Annotated in this window: 24 protein-coding genes; 10 read left to right on the forward strand and 14 right to left on the reverse strand. The window is 46.3% G+C overall.

What is annotated here, in order from left to right; genetic code table 11:
* Positions 1–25 precede the first annotated feature (25 nt).
* Together LO777_RS14310 and LO777_RS14315 are read left to right on the forward strand one after the other, a co-directional pair.
* Positions 26–778 carry an NADH-quinone oxidoreductase subunit B family protein gene (locus LO777_RS14310; RefSeq protein ID WP_228854557.1) on the forward strand — a complete coding sequence of 251 codons (753 nt, stop codon included), beginning with the start codon at positions 26–28 and terminating at the stop codon, positions 776–778.
* Positions 779–950: 172 nt separating this feature from the next.
* Positions 951–1616 carry a response regulator gene (locus tag LO777_RS14315; RefSeq protein WP_228854558.1) on the forward strand — a complete coding sequence of 222 codons (666 nt, stop codon included), beginning with the start codon at positions 951–953 and terminating at the stop codon, positions 1614–1616.
* An 81-nt stretch (positions 1617–1697) separates the two neighbouring features.
* On the opposite strand, the gene LO777_RS14320 is transcribed toward LO777_RS14315, so the two are convergent.
* A complete protein-coding gene (locus tag LO777_RS14320; protein ID WP_228854559.1) occupies positions 1698–2600 on the reverse strand; it encodes an MBL fold metallo-hydrolase in 903 nt (300 codons plus the stop codon).
* Positions 2601–3193: 593 nt separating this feature from the next.
* Between LO777_RS14320 and LO777_RS14325 the strand changes: the two genes are divergently transcribed.
* The gene (locus tag LO777_RS14325; protein WP_228854560.1) at positions 3194–4795 is read left to right on the forward strand and encodes an acyl--CoA ligase family protein; all 1602 of its coding nucleotides are present in this window, start codon (positions 3194–3196) and stop codon (positions 4793–4795) included.
* A 60-nt stretch (positions 4796–4855) separates the two neighbouring features.
* On the opposite strand, the gene LO777_RS14330 is transcribed toward LO777_RS14325, so the two are convergent.
* The gene (locus LO777_RS14330) at positions 4856–5290 is read right to left on the reverse strand and encodes a hypothetical protein (protein WP_228854561.1); all 435 of its coding nucleotides are present in this window, start codon (positions 5288–5290) and stop codon (positions 4856–4858) included.
* A 410-nt stretch (positions 5291–5700) separates the two neighbouring features.
* Between LO777_RS14330 and LO777_RS14335 the strand changes: the two genes are divergently transcribed.
* Positions 5701–6252, forward strand: coding sequence for a CBS domain-containing protein (locus tag LO777_RS14335; RefSeq protein ID WP_228854562.1), 552 nt, complete (start codon positions 5701–5703; stop codon positions 6250–6252).
* A 65-nt stretch (positions 6253–6317) separates the two neighbouring features.
* On the forward strand, positions 6318–7565 hold the full coding sequence (locus LO777_RS14340) for a transferase (RefSeq protein ID WP_228854563.1): 1248 nt from the start codon (positions 6318–6320) through the stop codon (positions 7563–7565).
* Positions 7566–7753: 188 nt separating this feature from the next.
* On the opposite strand, the gene LO777_RS14345 is transcribed toward LO777_RS14340, so the two are convergent.
* The 9 genes from LO777_RS14345 to LO777_RS14385 form a co-directional block, all read right to left on the reverse strand.
* Entirely contained in the window at positions 7754–8023 is a 270-nt protein-coding gene (locus tag LO777_RS14345) for a hypothetical protein (protein ID WP_228854564.1), read from the reverse strand.
* Positions 8024–8109: 86 nt separating this feature from the next.
* Positions 8110–9798, reverse strand: coding sequence for a c-type heme family protein (locus LO777_RS14350; protein WP_228854565.1), 1689 nt, complete (start codon positions 9796–9798; stop codon positions 8110–8112).
* Between the two features lie 18 nt (positions 9799–9816).
* Entirely contained in the window at positions 9817–10557 is a 741-nt protein-coding gene (locus LO777_RS14355; protein ID WP_228854566.1) for a metallophosphoesterase family protein, read from the reverse strand.
* Positions 10558–12498: a bifunctional serine/threonine-protein kinase/universal stress protein gene (locus tag LO777_RS14360; RefSeq protein ID WP_228854567.1), complete on the reverse strand. Its 1941-nt coding sequence runs from the start codon at positions 12496–12498 to the stop codon at positions 10558–10560. It lies immediately after the preceding gene.
* 92 nt (positions 12499–12590) lie between these two features.
* Positions 12591–13163, reverse strand: coding sequence for a hypothetical protein (locus LO777_RS14365; protein WP_228854568.1), 573 nt, complete (start codon positions 13161–13163; stop codon positions 12591–12593).
* A gap of 1 nt (position 13164) precedes the next feature.
* Positions 13165–13659 carry a universal stress protein gene (locus tag LO777_RS14370; RefSeq protein WP_228854569.1) on the reverse strand — a complete coding sequence of 165 codons (495 nt, stop codon included), beginning with the start codon at positions 13657–13659 and terminating at the stop codon, positions 13165–13167.
* Between the two features lie 115 nt (positions 13660–13774).
* Entirely contained in the window at positions 13775–13972 is a 198-nt protein-coding gene (locus LO777_RS14375) for a hypothetical protein (RefSeq protein WP_228854570.1), read from the reverse strand.
* Positions 13973–13992: 20 nt separating this feature from the next.
* Complete coding sequence (locus LO777_RS14380; protein ID WP_228854571.1) at positions 13993–15621, reverse strand: YeiH family protein; 1629 nt, start codon at positions 15619–15621, stop codon at positions 13993–13995.
* A gap of 207 nt (positions 15622–15828) precedes the next feature.
* The gene (locus tag LO777_RS14385) at positions 15829–16110 is read right to left on the reverse strand and encodes a hypothetical protein (protein WP_228854572.1); all 282 of its coding nucleotides are present in this window, start codon (positions 16108–16110) and stop codon (positions 15829–15831) included.
* A gap of 347 nt (positions 16111–16457) precedes the next feature.
* Here LO777_RS14385 and LO777_RS14390 point away from each other — a divergent pair, with 347 nt between their 5' ends.
* The 3 genes from LO777_RS14390 (at position 16458) to LO777_RS14400 (ending at position 20953) form a co-directional block, all read left to right on the forward strand.
* The gene (locus LO777_RS14390) at positions 16458–19019 is read left to right on the forward strand and encodes a c-type heme family protein (RefSeq protein ID WP_228854573.1); all 2562 of its coding nucleotides are present in this window, start codon (positions 16458–16460) and stop codon (positions 19017–19019) included.
* A gap of 105 nt (positions 19020–19124) precedes the next feature.
* On the forward strand, positions 19125–20546 hold the full coding sequence (locus LO777_RS14395) for a sigma-54-dependent transcriptional regulator (protein WP_228854574.1): 1422 nt from the start codon (positions 19125–19127) through the stop codon (positions 20544–20546).
* Positions 20547–20650: 104 nt separating this feature from the next.
* Positions 20651–20953, forward strand: coding sequence for a hypothetical protein (locus LO777_RS14400; RefSeq protein WP_228854575.1), 303 nt, complete (start codon positions 20651–20653; stop codon positions 20951–20953).
* On the opposite strand, the gene rnhA is transcribed toward LO777_RS14400, so the two are convergent.
* The 3 genes from rnhA to tgt form a co-directional block, all read right to left on the reverse strand.
* On the reverse strand, positions 20943–21647 hold the full coding sequence (rnhA, locus tag LO777_RS14405; RefSeq protein ID WP_228854576.1) for a ribonuclease HI: 705 nt from the start codon (positions 21645–21647) through the stop codon (positions 20943–20945). The two genes, LO777_RS14400 and rnhA, sit on opposite strands and share 11 nt — an antisense overlap.
* 184 nt (positions 21648–21831) lie before the next feature.
* Positions 21832–22185, reverse strand: a complete 354-nt coding sequence (gene yajC, locus LO777_RS14410) for a preprotein translocase subunit YajC (RefSeq protein WP_228854577.1) — start codon at positions 22183–22185, stop codon at positions 21832–21834.
* 116 nt (positions 22186–22301) lie between these two features.
* On the reverse strand, positions 22302–23420 hold the full coding sequence (gene tgt, locus LO777_RS14415) for a tRNA guanosine(34) transglycosylase Tgt (protein WP_228854578.1): 1119 nt from the start codon (positions 23418–23420) through the stop codon (positions 22302–22304).
* Between the two features lie 444 nt (positions 23421–23864).
* On the opposite strand from tgt, the gene LO777_RS14420 reads away from it, so the two are divergent.
* On the forward strand, positions 23865–24893 hold the full coding sequence (locus tag LO777_RS14420; RefSeq protein WP_228854579.1) for a response regulator: 1029 nt from the start codon (positions 23865–23867) through the stop codon (positions 24891–24893).
* The gene (locus LO777_RS14425; RefSeq protein ID WP_228854580.1) at positions 24800–25234 is read left to right on the forward strand and encodes a PilZ domain-containing protein; all 435 of its coding nucleotides are present in this window, start codon (positions 24800–24802) and stop codon (positions 25232–25234) included. The genes LO777_RS14420 and LO777_RS14425 overlap by 94 nt, the downstream gene beginning before the upstream one ends.
* Positions 25235–25241 lie beyond the last annotated feature (7 nt).

Below are 25241 nucleotides of genomic sequence, written 5' to 3' on the forward strand. Positions count from 1 at the left end.
CAAAAAACGAGAAGGACAAAACCAGATGTTAAAAATAATCAGGAACAGAATTGAACAGGGCTACAGGACCAGCAGTTATCCCAAGGAACCCATCGATCTTTATCATCGTTACCGGGGACTGCCCATAATTCATCATACCTGTGATCCGGCAATCGTAAAACAATGCGCCGAAATCTGTCCTCAAGATGCAATTTTATCGGCAGAATATAAGATTGATCTGGGAAAATGTACTTTCTGCGGCAGGTGTGAAGAGATCGCTGATGGTGCCTTTGTAACCTTCAGCCAGGATTTTGCCATGGGGACAGAAAGCCGCGAAGCTCTAATCTGTGACGGTTTTCTCCCCAAACTTGCTGAACATTCAAAACAACATTTTAAAAAACTGTTCGGCAGATCTCTGCAGTTGCGTCAAGTCTCCGCTGGAGGCTGCAACGCATGTGAGGCCGATACCAATGTTCTCAATACTCCTTTTTTTGATCTTTCCCGGTTCGGTATCGATTTTGTTGCCTCCCCCCGCCATGCTGATGGCCTCCATGTCACCGGTCCAGTCTCGAGAAACATGAAGACAGCTCTACTGGCAACCTATGAAGCTATTCCCACGCCCAAGATTGTTATTGCCAGTGGTGCCTGTTCAATTTCCGGAGGTCCGTTCTTTGACAGCACTGAAATAACAGGAGGTCTTGAAAAAATCCTGCCGGTAGATCTCTACATTCCGGGCTGCCCACCCCATCCTCTCTCCACCCTCCACGCTCTTCTGCAGTTTTTTACCAAAACTCCATAAAAAGATGAGGAAATGATAATTTTTTCTTCAATTCTGTCTTCTGTTAAGATTTTTGTAAGAAATGAATGCTATTCTCAATCATAAGCAACAGCAAAGTGATGCGATCAGGTGGCATTCATTTTATACTGACCACTTTTCCCATACGAGATTACGAAAACAGGAGTCTTACACCATGCAGGATTCAACTCAATTTCGAATATTACTCGCCGATGATCATACCTTCTTTCGAAAAGGTATTAAAAGCCACATCTCAAAAAACCCGGAATTGAGTGTTGAGGGAGAAGTAGCTGACGGAAATGAACTGATTCCTTTCCTGGAAAAAAAACCTATTGATATGATTATCCTGGACTTGTGGATGCCGACCGTAACCGGTCTTGAGGCATTGAACATGGTGAAAAAAAGGTTTCCCCAGGTAAAGGTTCTTATCTGTAGTGCCAAGGAAAAGAAAAAAGATTTCGTCAAAGCTATGATCGCCGGTGCAGATGGTTTCCTCGGCAAACTGGAATCGGACAAGGAAGTTTTTACAGCCATTGAACGAATCCGCACAGGAAAAAAATATATTCCACCACTTCTGGCGTCAGAGTTTGCCGGTGACCTTATTGACAGTGTCGACGGTGCTGGATCGGATCCTTTCAGCCATCTCACCAAACGGGAACTTGAAGTCCTCCACCTTCTTGTAAAAGGATATACAAGCGGCAGGATTGCAGATCATTTCCATTTGAGCATACGGACCATTGAACATCACCGGGCCAATTTACTGCGAAAAAGCAAGCAGAAAAACAGTGCAGCGCTGGTTAACTGGGCCGTAAGCAATGGCCTGACAGAATCTGATCTTTGATCTTTTCCTTTCGGCAATGAATTTTGTGGATAACAAGAATACGTTTTTTATCCGAGTCCCTGAAAAATGGACAGGAGTGAATCAGACTCCCGGATATATTATTTCAATCCAGCTCTCACTGTCAAAACGACCATCACCCCACTCATCCTCAAGATCGGCTAAAGGTTTTTCCTCTGCCGCCTCTTCGGCAGTGACACTGGCCGCCTTCAACTTTCTCAAACGCTCATAAACAGTCACCAGCATCCGACGATAATTTTCAAGCTGCCTCCTGTCCGAAAGGGGACCATGGCCGGGAATAATCTTTGTATTATCGTCTGCAATGGAAAGAATTTTTGTCACAGCTGCAATCATTCCCTTCAATGAACCACCATGATCAACATCAATAAATGGATAAAAACCATTAAAAAACACATCGCCTGTATGGATAACATCGGCTTTTAAAAAATGAATAAAACTGTCACCATCGGTATGGGCATGGTCCACATGCACCGCCTGAACCGTATCACCGTTAAGGTGAAAACTGATATCATGGGAAAAGGTAATAACAGGCAATCCCTTTTGGCTGAGTCCTGCCTGTTTCATCTCAAATTCCTTCAGATAATATCCAGTGCTCAAACGCTCCCGGACATTGTGGTGAGCAAAAATCAAGGTGTTTCCCTCGCCAAGATTCTCGTTGCCACCGGTATGGTCAGGATGATAATGGGTATTTATCAGAAAACGGGGATGCCCGCCACCAACAGACCTGACTGCCTCCATAATTTCTTCTGTCAATGGGGCAAACTGATCATCAATCATAAATGTACCGTCTTCCCCGATAAAAAGACCGATATTGCCCCCCTTCCCCTGTAACATGAAAATATGTTCTGCAACCGGAATAATTGAAACAGTTGTACCTGCCGCACTCTTTTTTGCCTCTGCCTGCGGTAAATTTAAACCGCAACCGACAAACAACAGGAAAAAAACCGAAACCATTTTTTGAAACATTGTTCCCTCCTCAATTGAAAATCAGGTAATGCCTTGTACACCGAAACCTCTCACGATCAGTCCAGAGCTAATATCTATTATTTTCGTATAACCTAAATCCTGCAATTGGCAAGTTTTCGGAGATGCGAGGCATCAAGGGCGCAGACGTATTAACATACTTCAAGCACTTGATAACGAAGCAGATTCGATAAAATTGCCAATCCCCCAGGGCAAGGGAATAAAGAAAAAACAATCTCACTCTGATAGTGAGTAGTACAGCCCCTACTGCGATACGATAACTATCTGTTTATAAAGTATAAATATTTTTTCTTTATTCCCGAAGTGCAGGATTTAGGTATAACCTCATGACATTTATTAACCTGTAAGAATTTCCAGACCCGATCAAATAATTATCGATCGATTCACCGTAACCGGCGATTTTCAATCCTGTCTCAATCTTACATATACACTCTACACGCTATTTTCCACGGAAATATAACCAGAAACCTGTATTTCTTCTTGCATATCCCGCTCATATGGCCTAATACTGTTTTCTTAAAGATTGACCGAGCGCTCAGTTGCAAACCAGAAACCTGTTACAGAGGAGAGAACCGATGCAGTTACCGAGTGTAAATAAAAGTATCCTGACTCCCGTTGAATTTCTCACACGAAGCACCCTTGTCTACCCTGACAAGACGGCTGTTGTTTACGGAGAAAACCGTTATAATTACAGGGAATTTGCCGAAAGGATATATCGACTGGGAAATGCTCTCAAGAACAAAGGCGTTGGTAAAGGAGACAAGGTGGCTTTTGTCTGTCCGAATATCCCGGCCATGCTTGAGGCACACTATGCGGTGCCCCTGATTGGAGCAGTCCTGGTCAGTATCAATATCCGCCTTTCTGCAGGAGAGGTATCTTATATCATAGACCATTCCGATGCAAAATTTGTTGTTGTCGACAGTGAATTCGCGAACATAGTAAAACCGGAACAGCTACCGAATGTGGAAAACTACGTAACGGTCTGTGATGTCAATGATACGGTGTTTTTTGATGGTATGGAATATGAGGAGTTCCTGCAGACAGGCTCCCCGGAACCGATCCCAGCAGATATTGACTCAGAGGACCAGCTGCTCTCCCTGAATTACACCAGCGGTACAACCGGCCGTCCCAAAGGGGTCATGTACCATCACAGGGGAGCTTATCTCAATGCAATCGGTGAGATTCTGGAATCGGGGCTGACCGCCTCTTCCGTCTATCTCTGGACCCTGCCCATGTTCCATTGCAATGGCTGGTGCTTCACCTGGGGAGTAACTGCTGCCGGGGCAACCCATGTCTGCCTCCGTGCCGTAGTTGCCGAAGAAATCTACAGGCTGATCGAGCAGGAAGGTGTAACCCATCTCTGTGCGGCCCCGACAATCCTTATCACCATGAGTACCTGGCCGGGAGCCGGAGATGTCAAAATGAAGCAGCCCCTTAAAATCATGACCGCGGGAGCCCCGCCTGCACCGACAATTATCCGTAACATGGAAGCCATCGGTGCAGATATCACCCATACCTATGGCCTGACGGAGGTCTTTGGTCCCCACAGTGTCTGTGCATGGCAACCGAGCTGGGAAACAATGTCCGCCGAAGAAAAGGCCACCATGAAATCACGCCAGGGAGTACCCTTCATTGTCACCCATTTCATGGATGTTGTGAATCCCAAAACAATGGAGCCCGTGGCCAGGGACGGTAAAACCATGGGGGAAGTGGTCATGCGCGGCAATAACGTCATGACCGGCTATTACAAAGATCCTGAAGCAACCGCAGAAGCATTCGAAGGCGGCTGGTTCCACAGTGGCGACCTCGCTGTCATACATCCCGACGGTTATATCCAGATTATGGACAGAAAAAAGGATATCATCATCAGCGGAGGAGAAAATATTTCGACCGTTGAAGTTGAAAGCGTCATTTACCAGCACCCCGATGTACTGGAGGTAGCCGTTATCCCCGTACCTGATGAAAAATGGGGTGAAGTTCCCAAGGCCTTTATAGTAGCCAAACCGGGATCAAACCCCACAGCAGAGGAAATTATCGCTTTTACCAAGGAACATCTGGCACGGTTCAAGGCCCCGAAATATGTAGAATTTGATGAGTTACCCAAGACAGCCACAGGCAAAATCCAGAAATTCAAACTCCGGGAAAAAGAATGGCAGGGTAAACAACGAATTGGTTGAAAAACCAGCGGCAGTCCCTTCATGGGACTGCCGCTTTTTAAAAAGAAAAAGGACTACTTATTACCGCATCTTCCGCCAACCTTCTTCACTGAAACGCTGCTCACGTCCAATGCCCCACGTTTTCATGGCATGAAGATAACCGAGAAAATCCGTTCCGGCCAACTTCCGAATTTCCTCCCTTTCACGATTTCTAGTCTTTGCATCATCGGGAGTAATCCCGACCCAGGTTACATACCCACGGTCAAAAACCCAGGCCGCCGTCAATTCATCAGCCGGCAGACCGAAGGTGGATGAATGGGAGCGGATAATATCCATATCCAGCTCAAGAACCCATCCGTTGTCCCAGACATACCGACTCTCTTTTTTATCTATTTTTCCACTGCAGGAAGGACAGAAAAGATTCAGAACAGAACTTTCATTCAGAACCATCTTGCCGAAAAAAAGCTCTGTGCTGTTCTTCCCACAACTGCATTGTATTGGATAACTGTCACACATCCGGAATTCCTCCTTTTGTTTGAAGGGTGCCTTGAATAATTAGATATTTTGTTCGAGTTTGGGGAGCATAGAAAATAAAAAGCGCAGCATATTAATTATATGTGAGCATTTTTATTTTCGTAGCGACGATGAAATCGGGAAAAATAGCAATTATTCAAGGTGTCCTGAAATCAGACTTGCTCAATATTACATGGCCTGATAGAAAGATACCTTGATTTAGATCAAATCTTTTGACAAACTCGCTTAATGACTCTATCACGCATTTCTTATCAGTTCAGGCAGCGTCAGGTTCAAAGTTTACGGAATCTTCCCTTACCTGGCTGAATTTGTGAATGTATAAAACCATGCATTCAATCTCACAACCATTACAAGGCCTTGAGATTTATATATTAAGTTTAATGAGGTGAACAATGAAAAATTATTCAGTAAAAGATCTGACAATCCCTATTGACGAGTATGCAACGGTGTCAATAGACACGACTCTGGCTGATGCCATCGTTGCCCTGGAAGAAGCCCAGGAAGCGTACACCAGCAAATACCAGCACAAGGCGATTCTGGTGCTCGATAAAAAGAGTGATGTTGTCGGAAAAATTGATCAACTCAGGGCTCTGCAGGCCCTTGAACCGGATGATTTCAAGGTCAAAATCGAAAAAATGAGAAAGTTCAAATTCAGTGAAGAATATCTGGCCGGATTGCGTGACAAATATCGTTCAGCTGATCCAATCATCATCAGGAATTCCTTGAAAATACTGGCGACAAAAAAAGTCTCAGAATTCATGCAGAAACCGAAAATTGGTGAATTTGTGAATGAAGAGGCAAGTCTGGACACAGCAATTCACAAACTTATTGCCGGCAGACTCCAATCCCTGCTTGTTACCCGTGAAGATAATATTATTGGCATACTCAGGCTGTCCGATGTCTTTGCAGCCGTCTTCCACGAAACACGGGTTCTTGAAAACTGATTTGCCCTGAAACTCCGGAATACTCTTATTAAGGGTACACTTACATAAAGAAGGAAACACAGATCATGCATGAATTACTGAAACTCTACAACAGAATTGTCCAGAGAGTAAATATCAATCTGCGGGAACTCAATTTTGACATCACTCCCTTTGCACAGGAACTGATTCAACCCGACAATATGAATAAATTCTACGCCTTTTACGGTATAACACCCGACCATCCCCTGGACCTTGACTTCCAGCACTCGGCCCTTGCAGGTAGCTATTTCCTCGGAAAATGCCGTATTACAAACTCTGTGCTCTATAAGAGTGATATCAGGGGAGATGAACTAAAACGCAAGGGCCATGTCTTTAAATATGACCGTTTTGACATACCGCTCACACGAGACGAGGCAATTATTATCGACGACAGTGCCCTGGTCAAAACCCTGGTACACAACTTCTCACACGACCCTGAAACTCCGGAGACCTTTTTTATTAAAGACACTCTGGCCATGGACTACTCAAATATCCATGGTGCTCCGAGTGACGGTTGTTTTCTCGGACCTTTTGCCACCGTCGATCTGACCACCATGAGGGACTGCGCCATCGGGGCCTATTCCTATATTCAGGCCGGAGAGATATACCATCTGGATATTGATCCCGGAACAGTCTGGGTCAACAGTCCCCATAATTTTAATTTCCTGTACACCTACCCAGTAAAACAGCTTTCGCAGTATGTTTCCCTTTCTCCTGAACATATCCCATGGGGTACACTTTTTGATTTCATTGACAACCACAAAGAAGCGTTCCAGAGAGTTTTTGACGTGGTCAATCTCGAAGCCATCGAATCCATTCCGGCGACTGCCTCCCTGGACAGGTACGCGGTGGTTCTGCCAACTACAAAAATTGAAGACAATGTCCTTATTGCCCAGAGAGCTTACCTGGAAAACTCCTTCCTCGGCAAAGGATCTAATGCCCAGGAAAACTGTTTCATTATTAATTCCCACCTCAGCGGTTTCAATGTAACCGCCCATGGTGCAAAGTTGATCTGCACTCATCTCGGGTCAGGTGTATTTACCGGTTTTAACAGTTTTATCTATGGGAAAGAGGATGCGCCTGTTTCTGTGGGTAAGGGATCAATAATCATGCCGCACACCATTATCGATATTGATGAACCACTGGAGATACCAGATAACTATCTTGTGTGGGGGCTAATCAGAAACAGCAGAGAACTGATGGAAAACAGCGTTTCCCTGAATGAACTGGAAAAAATTGAGACTTCTTTTTCCAGGGGACGTATGCATTTTGAAGGAAAGGGGCTCTCTTTGTAAAAGCTTTTCAGGACCGTATTCACCACATTCTTGATTTAAACGGCGCTTTTTTTGATAACGGTGAAAACGCAGGACATGCCCAGAGAAACCAGAACCTGTCTCTGAATACCATTCAGCCTTTCCAGTTCGGCACAATGGAAGGGATGTACCCCAGCATCAGGATTAAACCTTAAACAATCCAGGACTGCTTACAGCCCTGCACTTTTTTCACTACGAAATTTAGTACCCAAATAATTTGCTGCAACCGACGCATGGCCCTGGAGGAGGATCATGGACAGGTGAACACCCTCTGTATTTTTGAATATATTTTTCAGGGATGAAAATGTTGCAATGGAGAGGTCGCGCTCCTGCCACAAGCCGGCATGGGAAAAGCGCAGGCATGTGACACACCGTAAAGTACAACGGCTGGTAAGCTCAATCTGGATGAATCCGTAGCGGATTTCATCCAGATTGGTCAAGGATCCTCCCCGCCTGGTGCATAATATTTACCGACTATGTTCGACCTAACGCAACCCAATTCATCATAACCCAAAAAGGATGGAGATCAACAAGCCTTTTCCAGATCCTCCCATAAATCCTCCACCCATTGATATCGTTTATAAACGTCGTAGGCCATGGCCTTCACAATAATCTTCTCCAAGGCAACGGACAGATTTGCACTACAATTTCCGGGAGCCGGAATCTGTTTCTTAAGTTGTAGCCACTTCTGGAGTGATATTCGTTTCTCGCCAAAGGGTACATTTCCTGTTGTTGCCAGGTAAAGCAGGATACCAATGGCATAGATATCACTACGAGAATCCCCTCGTTTGCCCTGGATTTGTTCCGGTGCCATATACAACAAATCCCCCTGTGGTCCAAGACCGGCTGCAACAATGGGATCCTGCAACTGATCACTTGCGGCCAGCCCCATATCAATAAGACGTAATTTCTGTCTTTCGTCCAGCATCAGGATGTGTGGCCGCAGGTCGTGGTGAACAATACCCGCAGCATGGAAGGATGCGACCAGATCACAGAGCTGTGAAAAAACAGGCAGCAACAGCCGATCTTCCATCCGTTCTTTATCCTGCAGCGAGATAAGACTCTTTCCCCGGATTTCTTCCAGGATCAGCACGTCACCTACGCGGTCTTTGACCCCCGGCAGGCATGGGTGTGATACTGTTTCAAATAATTGGAGCTCTGTTTCAAAACAGCATCTGTACAATGGATTCTGCAACACTTCGTCAAAACCGATTTTGAGAGCCACCTTATCCGACGATGCAGTCGCATGGCCTTCGTACAGCCATGACATGGCGCCAGCAGCAACCGGCTGAGTAACAACATAGTCACCGATAAAATTGGGCTGTAGAGAGGCGCCTTTGCGGGCAGAACGAACATAACGTCGCAGGGAACCCAGAGAAGCATGCAACACATCAAGCTCGTCTCCCGGACCGGGGGCACTGTTTTTTTTCCTTTTTTCATCCACAATTGATACCATTGCACCAAGACGTTCAATGACTAATTTCTGGAAGAGCAGGTTTAAGAGCCAGAGCCAGACCAGTGTTGTAAGCAGAGTGATAAAAAAAATAACCAGGCTACCTTGCCATGCTTCCCGAAATGACGCGGAAACAGGGATAGCCACCGAATCGATACCTGCCAGATCACCAGCCTGAAAACGAAACCCTCCCTTCTTACCGTATCGATCTATAAGAGACTGCGGGGCATCTTCCACTTTGCCATGACAGCGGATACAGGGAGAAGAAAAATAATCGGGAACCATGGAGATGAAGAAGGACTCTCCGTTTTTCTGCACTATACCCTGCCAGAACAACCGTTCAGGATCCATTTCAAACCAATCCAGCATCTCCTCTTCAAAGGGGTCGGCCAGATTACGCATATTATGTGGATTCACCGAAGCCCTTCGGTAGATGTAATTGGGCATCGATCCGGCAAAACGTTCCATGATGGAGGTACTGACGTAGGTGGTTGACATTGCCTCAATAATAAAGGCATTCTGGCCGTGCAGCTCAAACATTTTGGGACGGAGTTCTTCTCTGACGTAGGCACGGATAGCCTCAGCTTCCCGGAGGATGACCTCGGATTTGGTCATGGCCTCAGCCATGACCAGTCGCCTTGTATTCCAAAAAGAAAGCGCTGACAGCAACAGACCACCTCCAATAAGTATAAGGGCTGACCAGAGAAAAAAGCGTTTTCTGAGATTGGTGGTTACCCCTTGTCCATATCTCTTGATTTTCATAATAATTCTCCGCAGAAATCAGGTTCCTTTACACAGGCGTCTGCCGAGAACAGACGGTAGACCGGCATCCAGATCTGCCTGCACTGTTTTTTCCACATCATAGGCTACCCGATAAAACTCCAGTTTTTCCTCACGACTGTCATAAATAAGGTAACAGGAGCGGGGATCCCCATCCCGGGGTTGCCCTACGCTACCGCAATTGATGATGCAACGCCTGCTGTCGGCCAGCTCAAACTGCATATTGCCCGGGACGGTCTGCAGAGTCACAGCCAGCAGGTGTTTTCTGGTTATCACCAATGGTTGGTGGCTGTGGCCGATATAAAGAAGACGGCAACTGGTGGCACCAAAGCTGCGCAGGGCGTATTTGCGGTCCATAACATAACGCCAGCCTCTGGGATTATATGGGTTAGCATGGACAAAGGTCATGTCAGCCAGATCGAGCCGGTCCGGCAGTGCTGCCAGATATTTTTTATTTTCTTCGCTCAGTTGCTCCATGGTCCACAGAATCACCTCTTTGGCAACTGAGGACATACCGTAGGGAGAAGTCTCCCAAAGGGCGGCCAGGTCGTGATTACCGGCAAGGACACGGCAGTTTTTCAGGCCACGTACCAAGCGAATGCACTCATTGGGATAAGGGCCGTACCCCACCAGATCTCCCAGGCAGATACTTCTGTGTACATTTCGTTTTGCGGCATCATCAAGCACACTCTGCAGTGCCTCCAGGTTGCCATGAATATCAGAAAAGATCATCAACCGCATTTATTTACCCTCCCCTGACCGGCAACCTGATACTCTTTTCCTCTTTTCCTGGACCAGGGAACAGAGATCCTGATCCAGGTTGAGGGCTTTCAACAATGGGCCGTAACAGGCCAGATCCGGTTTGCTGACCGGGCAGGTGTTGTCCGTCAGAAAAGGAACCTGGGGAGGGGGCGAATCGAGATGGGTACGAAGAAATAGAGAAACCCGGCTCAGTTCATGTTTCAACCTGCAAGAGAGTGGCAGAAATTCACGGGTATAGAGGTCTTGCAGACCTTCAGGATCATGGTCGCAAAGTTCAGACATCCTGGAGGCAAGCCGGTGAAAGCGGGAATGAATTGGCACCAGTGCTGAGGTTACCTGCAGCCATTCATCCTTTTTTTCAAAAAAGGCCAGAAAGCGGCCAAACAGACAGTTGTTTTCGCTGAGATCAACATCCTGCTGAGGATTCAGGAGCCTGCGGTAGATAAAATCTGTATGATAATGGAGATGCTCATACCAAAGATCAACGAGAAAGATATCACAGGCAAGCACCTGCCCGGCTGTCAACTGGGCAGGTTGCTGAGCCGCCAGACCTGTGGCAGGTGAAAACACCACATTATCAGCAACCACAATTGGGCAGGGGCTATTATTTTCCAGATGTCTGCGTACGGAAACAGTGCCTAGCATCCCTTGCTTTTTACGGGATTCGGCCAGTACCAGCAGTTCCGCGCCCAGATCTGTACAGAGTTTGCGCAGCACATCAACCACCTCACCCCGAACAAGGCGAATACTGGGATCAATACTGCAGCGGCGAAGAAGCTGTACAGCCTGTTCGAGACGTCCCATCAGCTTCTCCCCTTCGACAGCGATGCCGTAGCGTCTGAAATGGGAGTCGTCCTCCTCTTCAATAACATGCACCAGCGTTATTTCTGCAGATCGGATAAGTGCCTCTTTTTTGACTTCGGCCAGCATATTGTCGCTACCGGGAGAATCTATTAAAGCACCAATAATCTGTGGTTTATCATATGTAATAGTTGTTTTTTGTGGTTGTCTACGCTGTAACCGGATCGGTTTACCGGGAAATATGCGTCGCCACAATGATGACGATTTGTTTCTGCTGCCTGCCTCAGTGACCGGGAGTTGCTGCCAGTGATTAAGATCATGCAGAAGATCCATGACATCTTTATAACGATCTGCAGCGTGGCGGGCAATGGCGCAGAGAATTATGGATTGGATCTGAGGAGGAATTTTGTCATTGTGATAACGTGGCGGGGTCGGATCATAATGCAGGCGCCGCCTGGCGACACGTTTCTTACTGGTGCGGGGCCAGGGTAACCTTCCGGTAAGCATCTCGTAAAGGAGCATACCCATGGTATAGATATCGCAACGGGGATCAGACCTTTCACCCAGCAACTGCTCCGGCGAAATATACCAGGGAGTGCCCAGGGGGTTTTGCAAGTCAAGCTCCAGCAGATCAGGAAGATGTCGGCAACTGGCCAGACCAAAATCTATCACTTTGATGGAGGAGTTATTGCAACAGATAATATTTTCGGGCTTCAGGTCCAGATGGACAATGCCCTGCCTGTGGAGATAAGAAACCACGCGCGCAAGTTGTTTCATCAGGATCAAAGCTTCACGCAAATCAAGGATGCGGTTTTTGCCGATACGGGAGCGTAGATCTTCCCCCTCCACATGCTCCATGATAATATACTGCCGACTTTTCTGGCGGTGGATAAAACGTATAACTCCGGGGTGATCGAGCAGCCGACTGATACGGTCTTCATTTTGATAATGATAGAGAAGGAGAGGATGATTGAGAATGTTGCTGTCGGGTATTTTCAGAACAACATGCTGTCTGGAAAACAGATCCTCTGCCAGAAAAATGCTGGCAAGCGGGCTTTTATGAAGCCGTGAACTAAGTACAAAAATATCGATATTATCGCCGACTTCAGGAAAAGTCATGCTAAAATCTCTCCATATTCTGCAACGGCTACAGGGGATAAAGCGGTTTGTGCATTCAATTTAAAGATGCTGTTATCGACGGCCCCGGTGTATCACTGGCCAAGAAATACATAACCAATCACGATTATGAAAATTACCACCAGCTCCACAACAGTAATTTTGGTCAGCATCAGACATATTTTTCGCTGTGACGGGTTCATTTGCAGGATCATCCGGTTCATGAGCAAACGAAAAAAAACCGTGCGGGGTGTGGTGGAAACATAAAGTCTGAGATATTCCTGAATCCCGCGAACCCAGAGCAGGATATCCTGTTCCAGCTCATCATTAAAAGCTTCCTCTTCATAACGAACCCGTACCTGCGTTTTCTCTTGGTCTGCAAAAAAAAGCAGCTCCTGTACACCATAATCAAAGAGAGTAATCCGCATGATTATTTCAGCCTGAAACGGATCATCTGGGGCCGAAGTGCTATCCAGTTGCAGGCCTAGAGAAAAGGTCTGTTCCGTAGCGTAATCACGAAGGTTTGCAAAAAGAGCGGTATGCCGCTGCTCTGTATCTTCGAGGAACCAATGGGGATGAAGCCTGAGCAGTCTTTCTGCATCAAGAATGGTGGAGGTGGCAAGTGTTGTTGCTGCAGGAGTCAGATACAGGTCATAACACTGTTCCATATCAATCCACAGGGTGTGAAGAAGGTGCTATAAGCAGGGGGCAGGGCAGAACAGGATGCAGCTTTGCCTGATCAATACGTGCCCTGAGCCCTTTTTCCATCTTCAGGTTAAACAGCCTCCGGCTTTCACGGTAGGGGCCGATAACAATAAGATCACTTTTCCGTTTTTCGGCCTCAGCGGCAATAGTTGCCTCAATGAAACCTACTTCCCCCACAAAGGTTGCCTGTGCTGCTGCCGGATATTTTTCTTTTATCCGCTGCCAGTCCTCTTCATTTTCTTCCTGCATCTGTTTTTCCACGTGGTCAAGGAAGGTGGTATGTGTTTTGCTCGAGTTAAGCCAGTCATCACCGGTCATGGCCTGCCAGTCCTGGTCAATGATAGTCAGAACAGTGACCTGCAAATCAGGCTTTTTAACGCATAGTTCGTCAAAAACAAGCCGTTCTGCCTGTCTGGCACCTGCAGTTCCGTGGGTACAGAGAAGAATAGAAGTAAACATAGTTTAAGGATAGCAAAAAATTACCCTCGCTGGAAGGCGAGAGAAAACAAGAGCCCTTCCCAATATTTCACTATCAGGAAGGGTCATAAAACAAGCTGTTTTTATTGGGTGATTTTTACATCCACTTTGTAAAAACCAACACAATAAAGGTTGTTACCAAGGATAGGATAAGGGCTGTCATATCCTCATTACGTTCACTGGCAAATACGGAAAGTGCACGTTCTTCAAGCTCTTCCGTATTCGCATTCTTGGCAATTTCAGACTCTCCCTTACCGGCATCACCTGTTTCAATGGTAATTTTATCATCACTCATTTTCAAATCCTCCGGAAATGTTATTTTAACACCACATCTTTTACCAGCCACAATACGACTACGAAAGAAAGTGTGGCTTTTGTGACGCCTGAGATACAGCCAATGACCAGCGGCCATCCGCCTGCCTGAAAAATCGCCTTCTTGGTGATCTGCATACCAAGCCCGATCAGACCAAAGGCAAAGAACCAGATCATGCAGTCGGTCAGGGTGGTGACAGTCTTGGACTTTTTATGCACCTGTTTGATGGCATGGTGGATCGCTCCCTTAACCTCTTTGTCCAGGGTGATTTCCTTTGCCTTCGCAGCCGCCAGGATTGATTCCAACTGGAACATCCGCGCTTCAGCCTGCTTGTTGAAAACCTTTTTGTCGGCACGGCTCTCAAAATTACCGGCCAGCTGACGCTGGGCAATAATGTCTTTCACTGCGGCCATCTGCTCACCAGTGAGGCCCTTGATTGAACCGGCCTGCACTGCACTATTTAAATTCTCCCACTCCTGTTCAGTAATCTGGCTTCGTTCATTATAACTGTAATCAATGAATTTTCCCTTGTAATGGGTTGGTGGTGAAAAAAGGCCCATGGAAGACATGGCAAAGAGCAGCAGGAAACCGATGATAAAAATGGGGAATTTGTCAATGACAACTTCTTTAAAGGTTAATTTTTTCCCGGATTCTTTACCGAACCAGGTTGCCAGCACCAGCACGATGATCGGCAGAAAAAGGACGCGGGTAATGTTGAAAATCTCCGCGACCTTCAAGGTCTTGATATCAACGGCGTTAAAGGCCAGGGCTGCTGCTGCAACCTGGGCAGAGTTAAGGATACCAGTTCCTGCCCAGGCACCAAACTGGACAGGGTTCATGCCTGCCCAATGACCGACGGTGGGAAAAATGAACATACAGATAATACCAAAAGAGAGAATGGTGCCGATGGTATAGGCCATCTCTTCACTCTTGGCTTTAACAACAGGGGCAACGGCCACGGTGGCAGAAACACCGCAGACACCCATACCAGCGGACAGAACACCGGTCATGGTTTTGGGCTGTTTAAACATTTTGCCGAGCCAGAGGACAAAAAATACCGTTCCCAGGACAAAGGTGCCGACCAGCACAACACTGTAAGAACCAAGTTTGGCCAGTTCGGCAAAACTGTATCGTGCGCCGAGCATGATAACGCCCATTTTGAGGACAAACCGGGCGCATTTGACGCCGGCAGCGGCAAATTTAGGAATACCGTAGGTATTGGTAATAACAACACCGGCGAGCAGGCCAAGGATAACATAGTTGAGATTCAGGACCTTGTATATTTTAAAACCGAGTACCGGTTGCAGGCTGTGGCTTATCAGCTTAACCACTGGCTCAACGTACCAGCGAATGGCCATTGCCATAATCAGAATGAACAAAATGCCGGGCAGGGGCTGCAGAATAAAACGGTCAATAATTGTATCGCCGGGTTTTCGAACAGAATTAATGATAGCGCCAACTATGCCCACACCTCCGACAATAAGGCCCATACTTACTTGAAGATCTGCTGTTTTGGCTGTGTGAAGGTATTTCATCAAAGGATGCAAGACGCCGCTGCTGGCTATCAATGCATAAATAATCAGAAGGCCGCTGAGAATAAACAACGGCTTGTTGTCCTGTGCTTGGGCCATAATTAGCCTCCTTTTGCGGTTTAAAAGAAATGTTGTAGTTGGTTTCTGCCTATAAATGAGCCATTTCACATTCAATCGAGGCGCTTGTTGAATTTAACCACAGACATAAAAAACGATATTCCGAAGATTAAATTGTGAGAACAACGAAGAGCCAGGAGCTTGTCCATTTATAAACAGACATTATTTGATGACCTCTCGATAACTGAATTATTTGGGTTGTTCACCTCCTCGCATTGACAATTTTTCTTTTTCAATGGCATCAAGTTCAGCTGAATAGTATTTGCCGACCATATTCAGAAGAACATAGACAAAACGAAAAGCCAGGATAGCGGCAAAGGCACATCCTAAAAGCTGAAGCGGTGTTCCCCGATCGGTTGCCAGAACAAATTGCATTACGGGTGCCATGAGGTCTGTTTTTGCAATGAGTACAAGAGCAGTCATCATGGAGATAAGGAGTAAAAAGATTGTCAACCGATTCGGATTTTTCATATTTCTTCCTCTATGCATGCAAACAAAACAGGGAACATATCTGACTTCGCTTATTTAATTTTTCTACTTAGCAATATCAGTGCCCAAGAAAATCTTCATTGAATATTTTCTTTATTATCATGTGGTTATATAATTATCGCCGGTTATATGATTGCTCTTATTTTATATAAAATGAAGTTTACAGGGTAAAAAGCACATTGTGGTGCATTCTTCTGGATGCAGGATGGGCTCTGTCTTATATTTGCCGGCTAAAATAGCCATTGCATTCTCTTGGATGCAGTGCTAACTATAGAATGCAGGCACACACAATATCTGTGATTGAATCTATGCCAGGGGGTACATGCAGCATGTTAAAAGCAGATGATGTTTCCGCAGAAAGCCGTAGAGGAACAATTGGACTGCAGTCGAAATTTCTTCTGGGGCTTGCCTGTATTTTTTTATGTTTCTGTATTGTTGCAACAACCTTGTTGTACCTGCATGAAAAGAAAATGCTGGAAGAAGATGTCTTCCAAAAAACTGAACTCATCATGGCCGCAGTGGAATCGACAAGAGGCTATGTCCGGGAAGTACTTCGACCGAAAATGTATGAAGTGCTTGATGACAAGACCTTTATTCTCGAAGCAATGTCCACATCCTATATCAGCCGTGTGGTTATGGATCGATTTCAAGATACACTCCCCTCTTTTGAGTATCGCCGAGTGGCTATTAATGCCACCAATCCAAATTTTGAAGCCAATGCCCTGGAAAAGGAAAAAATAAAATTTTTTAACGAAAATCCCACGGCCAGTGACTGGCACGGGATTGTAAAATCCGGCAATCAGCATCTATACATGCGTTTTCTCCCTGTCCAGTACTCTACCTCTTGTTTTCGCTGTCATGGAGATCCTTCCGCTGCTCCACAGACGGTCATCCACCTCTATGGCGATCAGCATGGTTTTAATCACAAGCCTGATGTCGTGAGTGGAGTGGTCAGTGTCGGCGTACCGATCAATGTAGGCCTGATGCCAATTTTGGAAGTTGCCTGGAAAGTCTTTTTTATTACCTTTATATCAGTCTTTTCCCTTTACGGGATTATCTGGTTTTTTTTCAACAGGTTAATTATCAGTGATCTTCATGACCTGCTGGAGATATTTCGTGATAACTTGCGTGACGAGCATGGTGAACAGCTTTATGAACAGGCCAGAACCAAGGATGAATTCGGGGAACTGGCAACCTCAATACATGTAGTCGCCAGGCACCTGCAGAAGACCAGAAAACAGCTTGAGGATTACGCGGAAAATCTTGAAAAAAAAGTGGAAGACCGAACCATTGCCCTACAACGTTCAGAAAATATTCTACGCGAAAAAGTCAGCACCCGCGGACAGGAACTTCGTACCTTAAATACAATCAGCGAATTGATTACCCGCTCTGTTCATCTTGTCGATATACTCCCCAGTGTACTGCAACAGGCTTTAAAGGTGATTCCAGCTTCAGGTGCCGGCATCTACCTCCTTGACCGAAAAAAAGCTATGCTTGTTCTCCAGTGTCGTGAAAACGCTGATGTTCTCGATGAAACCATTCCATTTGATCCGTCAGTCTGCCTGCCGTTTCTCGACGAGAAGATGCTTGATTTTGACGGCTTTATCCAGGAGGCCGCCTGCAGCCAGATAAGTTTGGCCAGTGAGGAGGCGGTATTGGTTAACAATTTTAATGTACCACTCTGCTGCCGTGGGCAGGTATTGGGGGTCATGACCTTTGTGGGCGATAAACTGGAGAAAGTAGATGCCCAACAGCAGGAACTGCTGTTTTCCATTGGTCATCAAATTGGTGTTACCATTGAAAGCCTACAGAATATTTCCCGACTAATGAACAGTAAGGAGCTGCTGCAATCTGTTTTTGATGGTATCAGCGATGTGGTCATCCTGCTTGATTCCAAGTACCGGATAAAGATGGTGAACAAGGCCTTTCTTGATCAACATGATATGGTGCTTGAGGAAGTCCTCAACCGCTCCCTTGCAGACCTGCCTACACCAAATTCCTGTCCCCTCAAGGCCTGCAAAACTCCTCTTACCGCCCTGCCAACATCTCCTGTTGTAGAACAGGTCCAGAATCAGGATAACAATATCTATGAGGTTACTTTTTATCCTCAATTTTCCGAACAGGGCGATGTACATAATGTGGTTTGCTATTCCAAAAATATCACAGAAAAAAAAGAGATTGAACGGCGAAATCGGCAGACCGAGAAACTTGTTGCCGTGGGCCAGCTGGCAGCCGGAGTGGCTCACGAAATCAACAATCCACTTGGTGTTATTCTCTGTTACACAGATATTATTAAAGAGAACAGCTTGGATAATGAAGAGATCATGGCTGACATCGAGGTCATTGAGCGTCATACGGAAAACTGTCGCCGTATTGTGGCTGATCTGCTGGATTTTTCCCGCAGTAAAAAATTAGAAATCAACAGACAGCCGGAATCAATCAACGAGATTATCGGAAATGTTCTGTCCATGGTACAGCAGCAGTTTATCAAAAAGCGTATTAACCTGGTTTCAGAACTGGATACAGCGACTCCGCTCTTTCCTATGGATAGCCGACGCATGAAGCAGGTCTTGCTCAACCTGATTATGAATGCCGGACAGGCAATAGGCAATACAGGGAATATCACTATTCGAAGCTGGTCGGAAAACGCCGGTCTATTCATAGAAGTTGAGGATGACGGGCCGGGAATCAGTAAAGATATCCAGGATAAGATTTTTGATCCCTTTTTCAGTACCAAAGAGCCTGGCGAGGGATCCGGACTCGGCCTGTCGGTCAGCTACGGTATCATTCATGAACATGACGGAGAAATTATGGTCCGGTCAGCTCCGGGCCAGGGGACATGCTTTACTGTTGTTTTACCCGCAGTGCAGGAGTACCTGACTAATAAGTAAAGCACGCTTGGTGTAAAAATGCTCCATGAATCAGCAATATATTTTCTTTAGAACAGCACACCATATTCAACTGTTATCTTCCACCATTTGGAAAGGGCATGATCAATGAAAAGACAATCCCCTCCCCGTAGCAAGATCCTGCTTGTTGACGATGAACCGGACCTTCTCAGCGGCTTGAAACGCAGCTTTGCCAAGCGATTGCCTGATATGGAGGTCTTAACTGCCACAGGCGGCAGAGAAGCCCTGGATATTCTGGTGCAGCAGGAGGTTGATCTGGTTCTCATGGATATCATGATGGGCGAGATGGATGGCCTTGAGGTACTTGATCATATTCACAGCAATGACCCTGATCAGACCGTCATCCTGATGACTGGATACGGAACAATAGAGCTGGCGGTCGATGCCATCCGCCGTGGAGCCTGGGACTTTGTGACCAAACCCCTGGAGTTGGACAACCTGACCAGGATACTTCACAAGGGATTGGAGCGCAGTAAACTGCTCAATGAAAACAAAAAATTACGAAGCAGAATCTATCCAGACGGTATCCTGGCCGATTTTGTAGGCCAGGGCACCTTAATGCAGAAACTGTACAAGGCCATCAAAACATCCGCCAATAGCGAGTATACCGTCCTGATTCGTGGCGCTTCCGGTACAGGAAAGGAGCTTTGCGCACGGGCTGTCCACACCTTGAGCAGGCGATCGAAAGGACCATTTGTCATGGTCAATTGCCCGACAATTCCCGGAGAGTTGCTGGAATCGGAACTGTTTGGGTACCGGAAAGGTGCCTTCACCGGTGCGGACAGGGATCATGATGGTCTTTTTTTCAAGGCAAATGGTGGCACCATCTGTCTGGATGAAATCGGTGATATTCCAGTCAACGTTCAGACAAAATTGCTGCGAGTCCTGCAGGAGCAGGAGATCAAACAGCTCGGCGCAGATACATCAACCAAGATAGATGTTCGAATCATTGCCTCAACAAATGCTGACCTGGAAAGCAAGATCAGCGAGGGAGCATTCCGGGAAGATCTTTTTTACCGGCTTGAGGTACTCACTTTGCGTATGCCTTCTCTGCATGAGATTCCTGAAGATATACCCCTGCTTGCCGACCACTTTCTAAAAAAGGTCCAGATAGAACTGGGCATCAATGAAAAACGATTTTCCGGGTCTGCACTTAAAAAACTCTGTGACCATCATTGGCCAGGCAATATCAGGGAACTGCAGAATGTTATCCGCAGGGCAGCTCTTTTTTTTCCAGGCCCTGTTATAAATGGCGACCACTTGATGATAGATTCGCCAATAACTTCTCCAGGTTCCGAGATAAACCGTGAACCTGAAATGGATATCATACCCTATAAAGAAGCCAAAGAGACGTGCATTGACTCCTTCACCAGGCAATATGTCCATACCCTGCTGAAAAAAAGCAATGGTAATATCTCCGAGGCGGCACGACTGTCATTCCTTACCAGGGCTGCGCTGCAAAAAATAATGCGCCGCTATGCCATTAGTGCTGAAAAGTTCAGGAAATAAGGGTTCAGCAACACGCTGGCCCCTCGTGATTGCAGTTACCTGCCAATATGTTTATTATTAAGCAGATTTTTGTATCTGTAACGAAGCAAACAGGGTACTTTAATATGACAAAAAAGAAAAAATCACCCATGCTGCAGGCCATGGTATGGTACAAAGAAGACCATTACCAGCCCCTGCTGAAACTCTTTGATGACAGCCACCTCCTTCCCGGATCCTATCAAAAATGGTTTAAGCTGGCTGAATCAAAAAGAAAGGAAATAGAGGCGGGAGGAGACAGGGTCATCAAGGTATTTATCGATCCTGAAACCTTCCCTGAGTGGTGCAAAAAAAGAGGTTGCAGACTTGACGCGGAGGCACGATCACAACTGGCTATTGAGGTTGCCCAGGCCCATAGTTTCAGTTTGTAGCCCCTTCATACCCTTCATCCACCGGGAGATTCTTTTTTCGGGCTGAGGTGACTGCCAGCCGGTCACACCGCTCGTTTAAAGGATTTCCCGCATGTCCTTTGACCCAGTGGAAGTGGACCCTGGTATTTTCCAGCAACTGCAGCAGCTCACGCCAGAGATCCACATTAAGAACATCGCCTCCATCCGCTTTCTTCCAGCCGTTAGCCTGCCATTTTTTCAACCATCCCTTATTGATGGCATTTACCAGATAGCTTGAATCTGAAAACAGACTGATGCTTTCCATCCGCCCGACACAATGACGGAGGGCCATTATTGCTGCCATCATCTCCATTCTGTTATTGGTGGTCAGCCGAAAACCACCACTCAACTCTTTTTCTTCTCCCTTATTGACAATCACTGCACCGTATCCACCCGGACCGGGATTATTGATACAACCGCCATCAGTAAAAATCGTGATATCGGATTCTCTCTTTTCAATCCCCTCACATCTGTTCTTCTTTTTCGTGCGGAAACTGTTCGCGGTTTTTTTCACATATACCGGATTTTTCAGCCATTCTTCCGCCTCGGCACGTGTCGGAAAACTTTTGAATTTTGCACCGGCAAACCCCTTCACCTGCTTTTGAGCCATAGGCCAGTCAGTGAAAATTCCACACTTTCTCCCCGTGGCCACAGCGTAAAACTTTTTCTTCGCCATATTTTCTTTAAAATTACCCACGAAACAAGCGGGACTGAAGACCGACCTGATTTATCAGGGTGGGTTCCATACGTCATCAGGTGTCTTTTTATTCCAGTGATAAAAAAAGCTGCGCCATCTATACAGATGACCCAGCTTTTTAATTCCATCTACAGACCTGCAGACTTCAGCACCCTCCGATGCCTCACCCTCCCGCTGGCTTTTTCGCTTTTTTGGCGGGAGCACCTGTATTTTTAACAAGAGGACCGGCAATGGCATCCCGGGAAACCTTGATGACCACATCTTTTGCAATCTCAAGCCTGATCACAGTATCCGACAATCCGGTAATCTCACCATGGATGCCACCTTTGGTCATAACCTTGTTTCCCTTTTTCAGGTCATTCAAAAAAGCCTGGTGCTGCTTGGCCTGCTTCTGCTGAGGCCTGATCAGCAGAAAATAAAAGACAACAAAGATCAATATAAGCGGGATAAACGAAGCAAATCCACCAGCGGCGCCGGCACCTGCTGCCGGTCCTGCTGCATGGGCAATTCCTACCATGATAATTCCTCCAAAATAATTAATATTTGCATCCGGCGATACATTTCAAAATGCCTTGTTCACAAAAAAACAAATTTTCCCCGAAGCATCTCAAGAATAAATTGAATGCATGGTAATCATTCCGACTCAAGCTTGCTATAAAAATCTTGCCTGAACTGCGCAAAATCGTCCCTCTCGATTGCAGCACGTATAGTTTCCATCAGGTGAAGATAGTAGTGCAGATTGTGTATCGTATTAAGATGATAACTCAGTATCTCACGGCTTTTAAAGAGATGATGCAGATAGCCTCTCGAATAATTTCTGCAGGTATAACACGAACACGATTCATCAAGTGGGCCCTGGTCATCCCGGTGACGGGCGTTTTTAATCACAACCCTGCCCGTGGAGGTAAAAAGTGTCCCGTTTCTGGCATTCCGTGTGGGCATCACACAGTCAAACATGTCAACACCCCGCCGGACACCTTCAACAAGATCTGAAGGAGTACCGACTCCCATCAGATAACGCGGATAATCTTCCGGCAGGTGGGGTGTGGTTGCTTCCACCATCTCACGCATCAGTTCCTTGTCCTCACCGACACTGAGGCCACCGATCGCATAACCATCAAATCCGATATCAATCAGTTCTTCAGCATGTTTTTTCCTCAGCTCAGGAAACATCCCACCCTGGACAATACCGAAAAGAAGCTGTTCCCGCCTGGTATGGGCCTTGCGACACCGTTTCGCCCAGCGCGTTGTCAGGTTCGTGGATTCTATTGTTTCCTGTTCTGTTGCCGGAAAGGGAATACACGTATCCAGACACATCATAATGTCCGAACCAAGGGCTTGTTGAACCTCCACCGCATCCTCAGGGCTCAGGAACAGTTTTGCTCCGTCCAGATGTGAACGAAAAGCAGCGCCCTCCTCCGTGATTTTTGCCAGCTCCTTGAGACTGAAGATCTGAAAGCCGCCACTATCGGTTAAAATGGCCCCCTTCCAGTTCATGAATTTATGGAGGCCCCCAAAACGCTCAATTAATTCATGCCCGGGCCGAATATAAAGGTGATAGGTATTGCCAAGAATGATCCCGGCTGACATTTCCTGCAGGTTCTCAGGGGTTATGGCCTTTACCGTACCCTGAGTCCCCACCGGCATAAACACGGGTGTCTGAACAACACCATGACCGGTTTTCACTTCCCCTCTTCTGGCCCTGCAATCGCTTGCCCGGTTGTGAAGGGTAAATATGCTCTCTTTTTTCATTATCTCCCTGTGGTATGAGTTGATCAGGGCTCTGGGCCCGTCACGGTTTCAGTGCCGATCCTACTGTGATATACAAAGTTTTTTCTATCCGGCATTTCTCATGAACATTGTATAACTTTAAAAAATAACTGCATGATACAAACAATTAGCCAGCCTCAAATGATGCTGGAAAATTTACACAATATTCACCAGAGGTAGTACAGGTCACTGTATTTCACTATCAAAAACTTTAAAGCTGACGCCGCCTGAGCTGAGAAGAAGTGCGGGCTATAATTACTACAACCTGTATTATGCACTTCTGAAAAAAATTATCACCATTTTGACCGGATGATTTTTCTATTTTCTTTGCCTTTTATCCTTTTATTCCCCATACTGAAAGAAAACCATACTTTATTCGTTTTTCATCAAAAAGCATAAAGGTCTTGTAACAGCCGGTCCTGTCCTATGAAAACTATCGTCATCATCGAAAATGAAACTGTGGAACTGGAAATCCTGGTCAAGCTGTTTCAGCAGATGCAGAAAGAAATCAATATTGTTACAGCCTACGAAGGGCAGGCAGCCATAAGCATCATGTCCCGGCAGCAGGTCGATCTTGTTGTCTGTGACCTGGCCATTCCAGGGAATGCCAACCTGGAAAGTTTTGCCAACCTCACCCGCTCCTTTCCTTCCGTTCCCTGTATTGCACTCTCAGATAAACGCGGGTCACAACAGAAAGAGAAAGCTATAGAACGGGGAGCAAGTCATTGCCTGGAAAAACCGGTGAACAAAGATGATCTCCTCCACAGGGCCAGGGAGCTGTTGAATATCGGGACCAGCGGCAGGGTAAGAGGGATTCCGATCCACAGTTTTCTGCAGATGCTGGCCAATGAAGAAAAAACCTGCACCCTGCAGGTGACACACAAAAAAGACCGGGGAATGCTCTATATCAAACAGGGACAGCTGGTTGGAGCAGAAACCAGGAGTTTCATCGGTGAAGAAGCCGCTCACCTTATCCTCTCCTGGGAAGAGAGCGTTCTTGAGATAAAATATTATAACTGTCAACACAGACCTCCGATCAACAAGCCCCTTATCTCCATTGTGATGGAGGCATTCCGTCTGAAAAGCGAACGGGAGAAACTGGAGAAAAGAGAGCTGCCCAAAAAAGAACATCAGCTCCCCCTTGTCCATCTCTCCACCCAGGAACACCCGGTGTCGCTGAGAACAGGAACTGAGATCAAGATGGAATTCCCCCATATTGAAAGCATCCAGAAGAGCACCATGATAGGCTCTTTTGAGAAACAGTATCTGATAGTGACCACTCCTCCAACGTTTTCAATGACGGAAAAAATGCTTTCATCGGAAAAAAGAATAATCGTCAAATACATTGAAAACGGCCGGATATGGATGTTCAAATCAAGACTGCTGAAAAGCCTGAACAACCCTTCCCCCTGCTCTTTCTCGAGTACCCGGCTACCATCCATTACCATGAACTGAGAAAAACAAAAAGAACCATCATTTTCGTTCCCTGTACCTTCCACCCGGTGTCCCATTCGGAATGCTATGGGGCCCTGACGGACCTGAGCATTTCCGGTTGTCTCTGCCGTGTAAAAAATGTCAGGAACCGGAAATTACCTGAGCTGAACATACACGACCGGGTTCACCTGCGATGCCTGCTTCCCGGCACAACTGAAGAGCAGAAAATACACGGTATCATACGTAACCTGAAAAAAGAAAAACATGCCACCAGAATAGGTGTCGAATTCGAAAATCTACAACCCCATCTCCATGAAATAATCAGCAATTATATTTATGCCGTTGAAAACTCCCCGGAATAACGGGGCT

Origin of the sequence: Desulfomarina profundi, from assembly GCF_019703855.1 — a bacterium.
Taxonomy (GTDB): domain Bacteria; phylum Desulfobacterota; class Desulfobulbia; order Desulfobulbales; family Desulfocapsaceae; genus Desulfomarina; species Desulfomarina profundi.

Coding starts and splice junctions, on each gene's coding strand:
- LO777_RS14355 (WP_228854566.1), bottom strand. CDS start 10,557: ATGCGGTTGATGATCTTTTCTGATATTCATGGCAACCTGGAGGCACTG.
- LO777_RS14400 (WP_228854575.1), top strand. CDS start 20,651: ATGACAAAAAAGAAAAAATCACCCATGCTGCAGGCCATGGTATGGTAC.
- rnhA (WP_228854576.1), bottom strand. CDS start 21,647: ATGGCGAAGAAAAAGTTTTACGCTGTGGCCACGGGGAGAAAGTGTGGA.
- LO777_RS14375 (WP_228854570.1), bottom strand. CDS start 13,972: ATGAGTGATGATAAAATTACCATTGAAACAGGTGATGCCGGTAAGGGA.
- LO777_RS14370 (WP_228854569.1), bottom strand. CDS start 13,659: ATGTTTACTTCTATTCTTCTCTGTACCCACGGAACTGCAGGTGCCAGA.
- LO777_RS14390 (WP_228854573.1), top strand. CDS start 16,458: ATGTTAAAAGCAGATGATGTTTCCGCAGAAAGCCGTAGAGGAACAATT.
- LO777_RS14325 (WP_228854560.1), top strand. CDS start 3,194: ATGCAGTTACCGAGTGTAAATAAAAGTATCCTGACTCCCGTTGAATTT.
- tgt (WP_228854578.1), bottom strand. CDS start 23,420: ATGAAAAAAGAGAGCATATTTACCCTTCACAACCGGGCAAGCGATTGC.
- LO777_RS14360 (WP_228854567.1), bottom strand. CDS start 12,498: ATGACTTTTCCTGAAGTCGGCGATAATATCGATATTTTTGTACTTAGT.
- LO777_RS14385 (WP_228854572.1), bottom strand. CDS start 16,110: ATGAAAAATCCGAATCGGTTGACAATCTTTTTACTCCTTATCTCCATG.
- LO777_RS14420 (WP_228854579.1), top strand. CDS start 23,865: ATGAAAACTATCGTCATCATCGAAAATGAAACTGTGGAACTGGAAATC.
- LO777_RS14425 (WP_228854580.1), top strand. CDS start 24,800: ATGGATGTTCAAATCAAGACTGCTGAAAAGCCTGAACAACCCTTCCCC.
- LO777_RS14315 (WP_228854558.1), top strand. CDS start 951: ATGCAGGATTCAACTCAATTTCGAATATTACTCGCCGATGATCATACC.
- LO777_RS14365 (WP_228854568.1), bottom strand. CDS start 13,163: ATGGAACAGTGTTATGACCTGTATCTGACTCCTGCAGCAACAACACTT.
- LO777_RS14380 (WP_228854571.1), bottom strand. CDS start 15,621: ATGGCCCAAGCACAGGACAACAAGCCGTTGTTTATTCTCAGCGGCCTT.
- LO777_RS14330 (WP_228854561.1), bottom strand. CDS start 5,290: ATGTGTGACAGTTATCCAATACAATGCAGTTGTGGGAAGAACAGCACA.
- LO777_RS14340 (WP_228854563.1), top strand. CDS start 6,318: ATGCATGAATTACTGAAACTCTACAACAGAATTGTCCAGAGAGTAAAT.
- LO777_RS14395 (WP_228854574.1), top strand. CDS start 19,125: ATGAAAAGACAATCCCCTCCCCGTAGCAAGATCCTGCTTGTTGACGAT.
- yajC (WP_228854577.1), bottom strand. CDS start 22,185: ATGGTAGGAATTGCCCATGCAGCAGGACCGGCAGCAGGTGCCGGCGCC.
- LO777_RS14320 (WP_228854559.1), bottom strand. CDS start 2,600: ATGTTTCAAAAAATGGTTTCGGTTTTTTTCCTGTTGTTTGTCGGTTGC.
- LO777_RS14350 (WP_228854565.1), bottom strand. CDS start 9,798: ATGAAAATCAAGAGATATGGACAAGGGGTAACCACCAATCTCAGAAAA.
- LO777_RS14335 (WP_228854562.1), top strand. CDS start 5,701: ATGAAAAATTATTCAGTAAAAGATCTGACAATCCCTATTGACGAGTAT.
- LO777_RS14310 (WP_228854557.1), top strand. CDS start 26: ATGTTAAAAATAATCAGGAACAGAATTGAACAGGGCTACAGGACCAGC.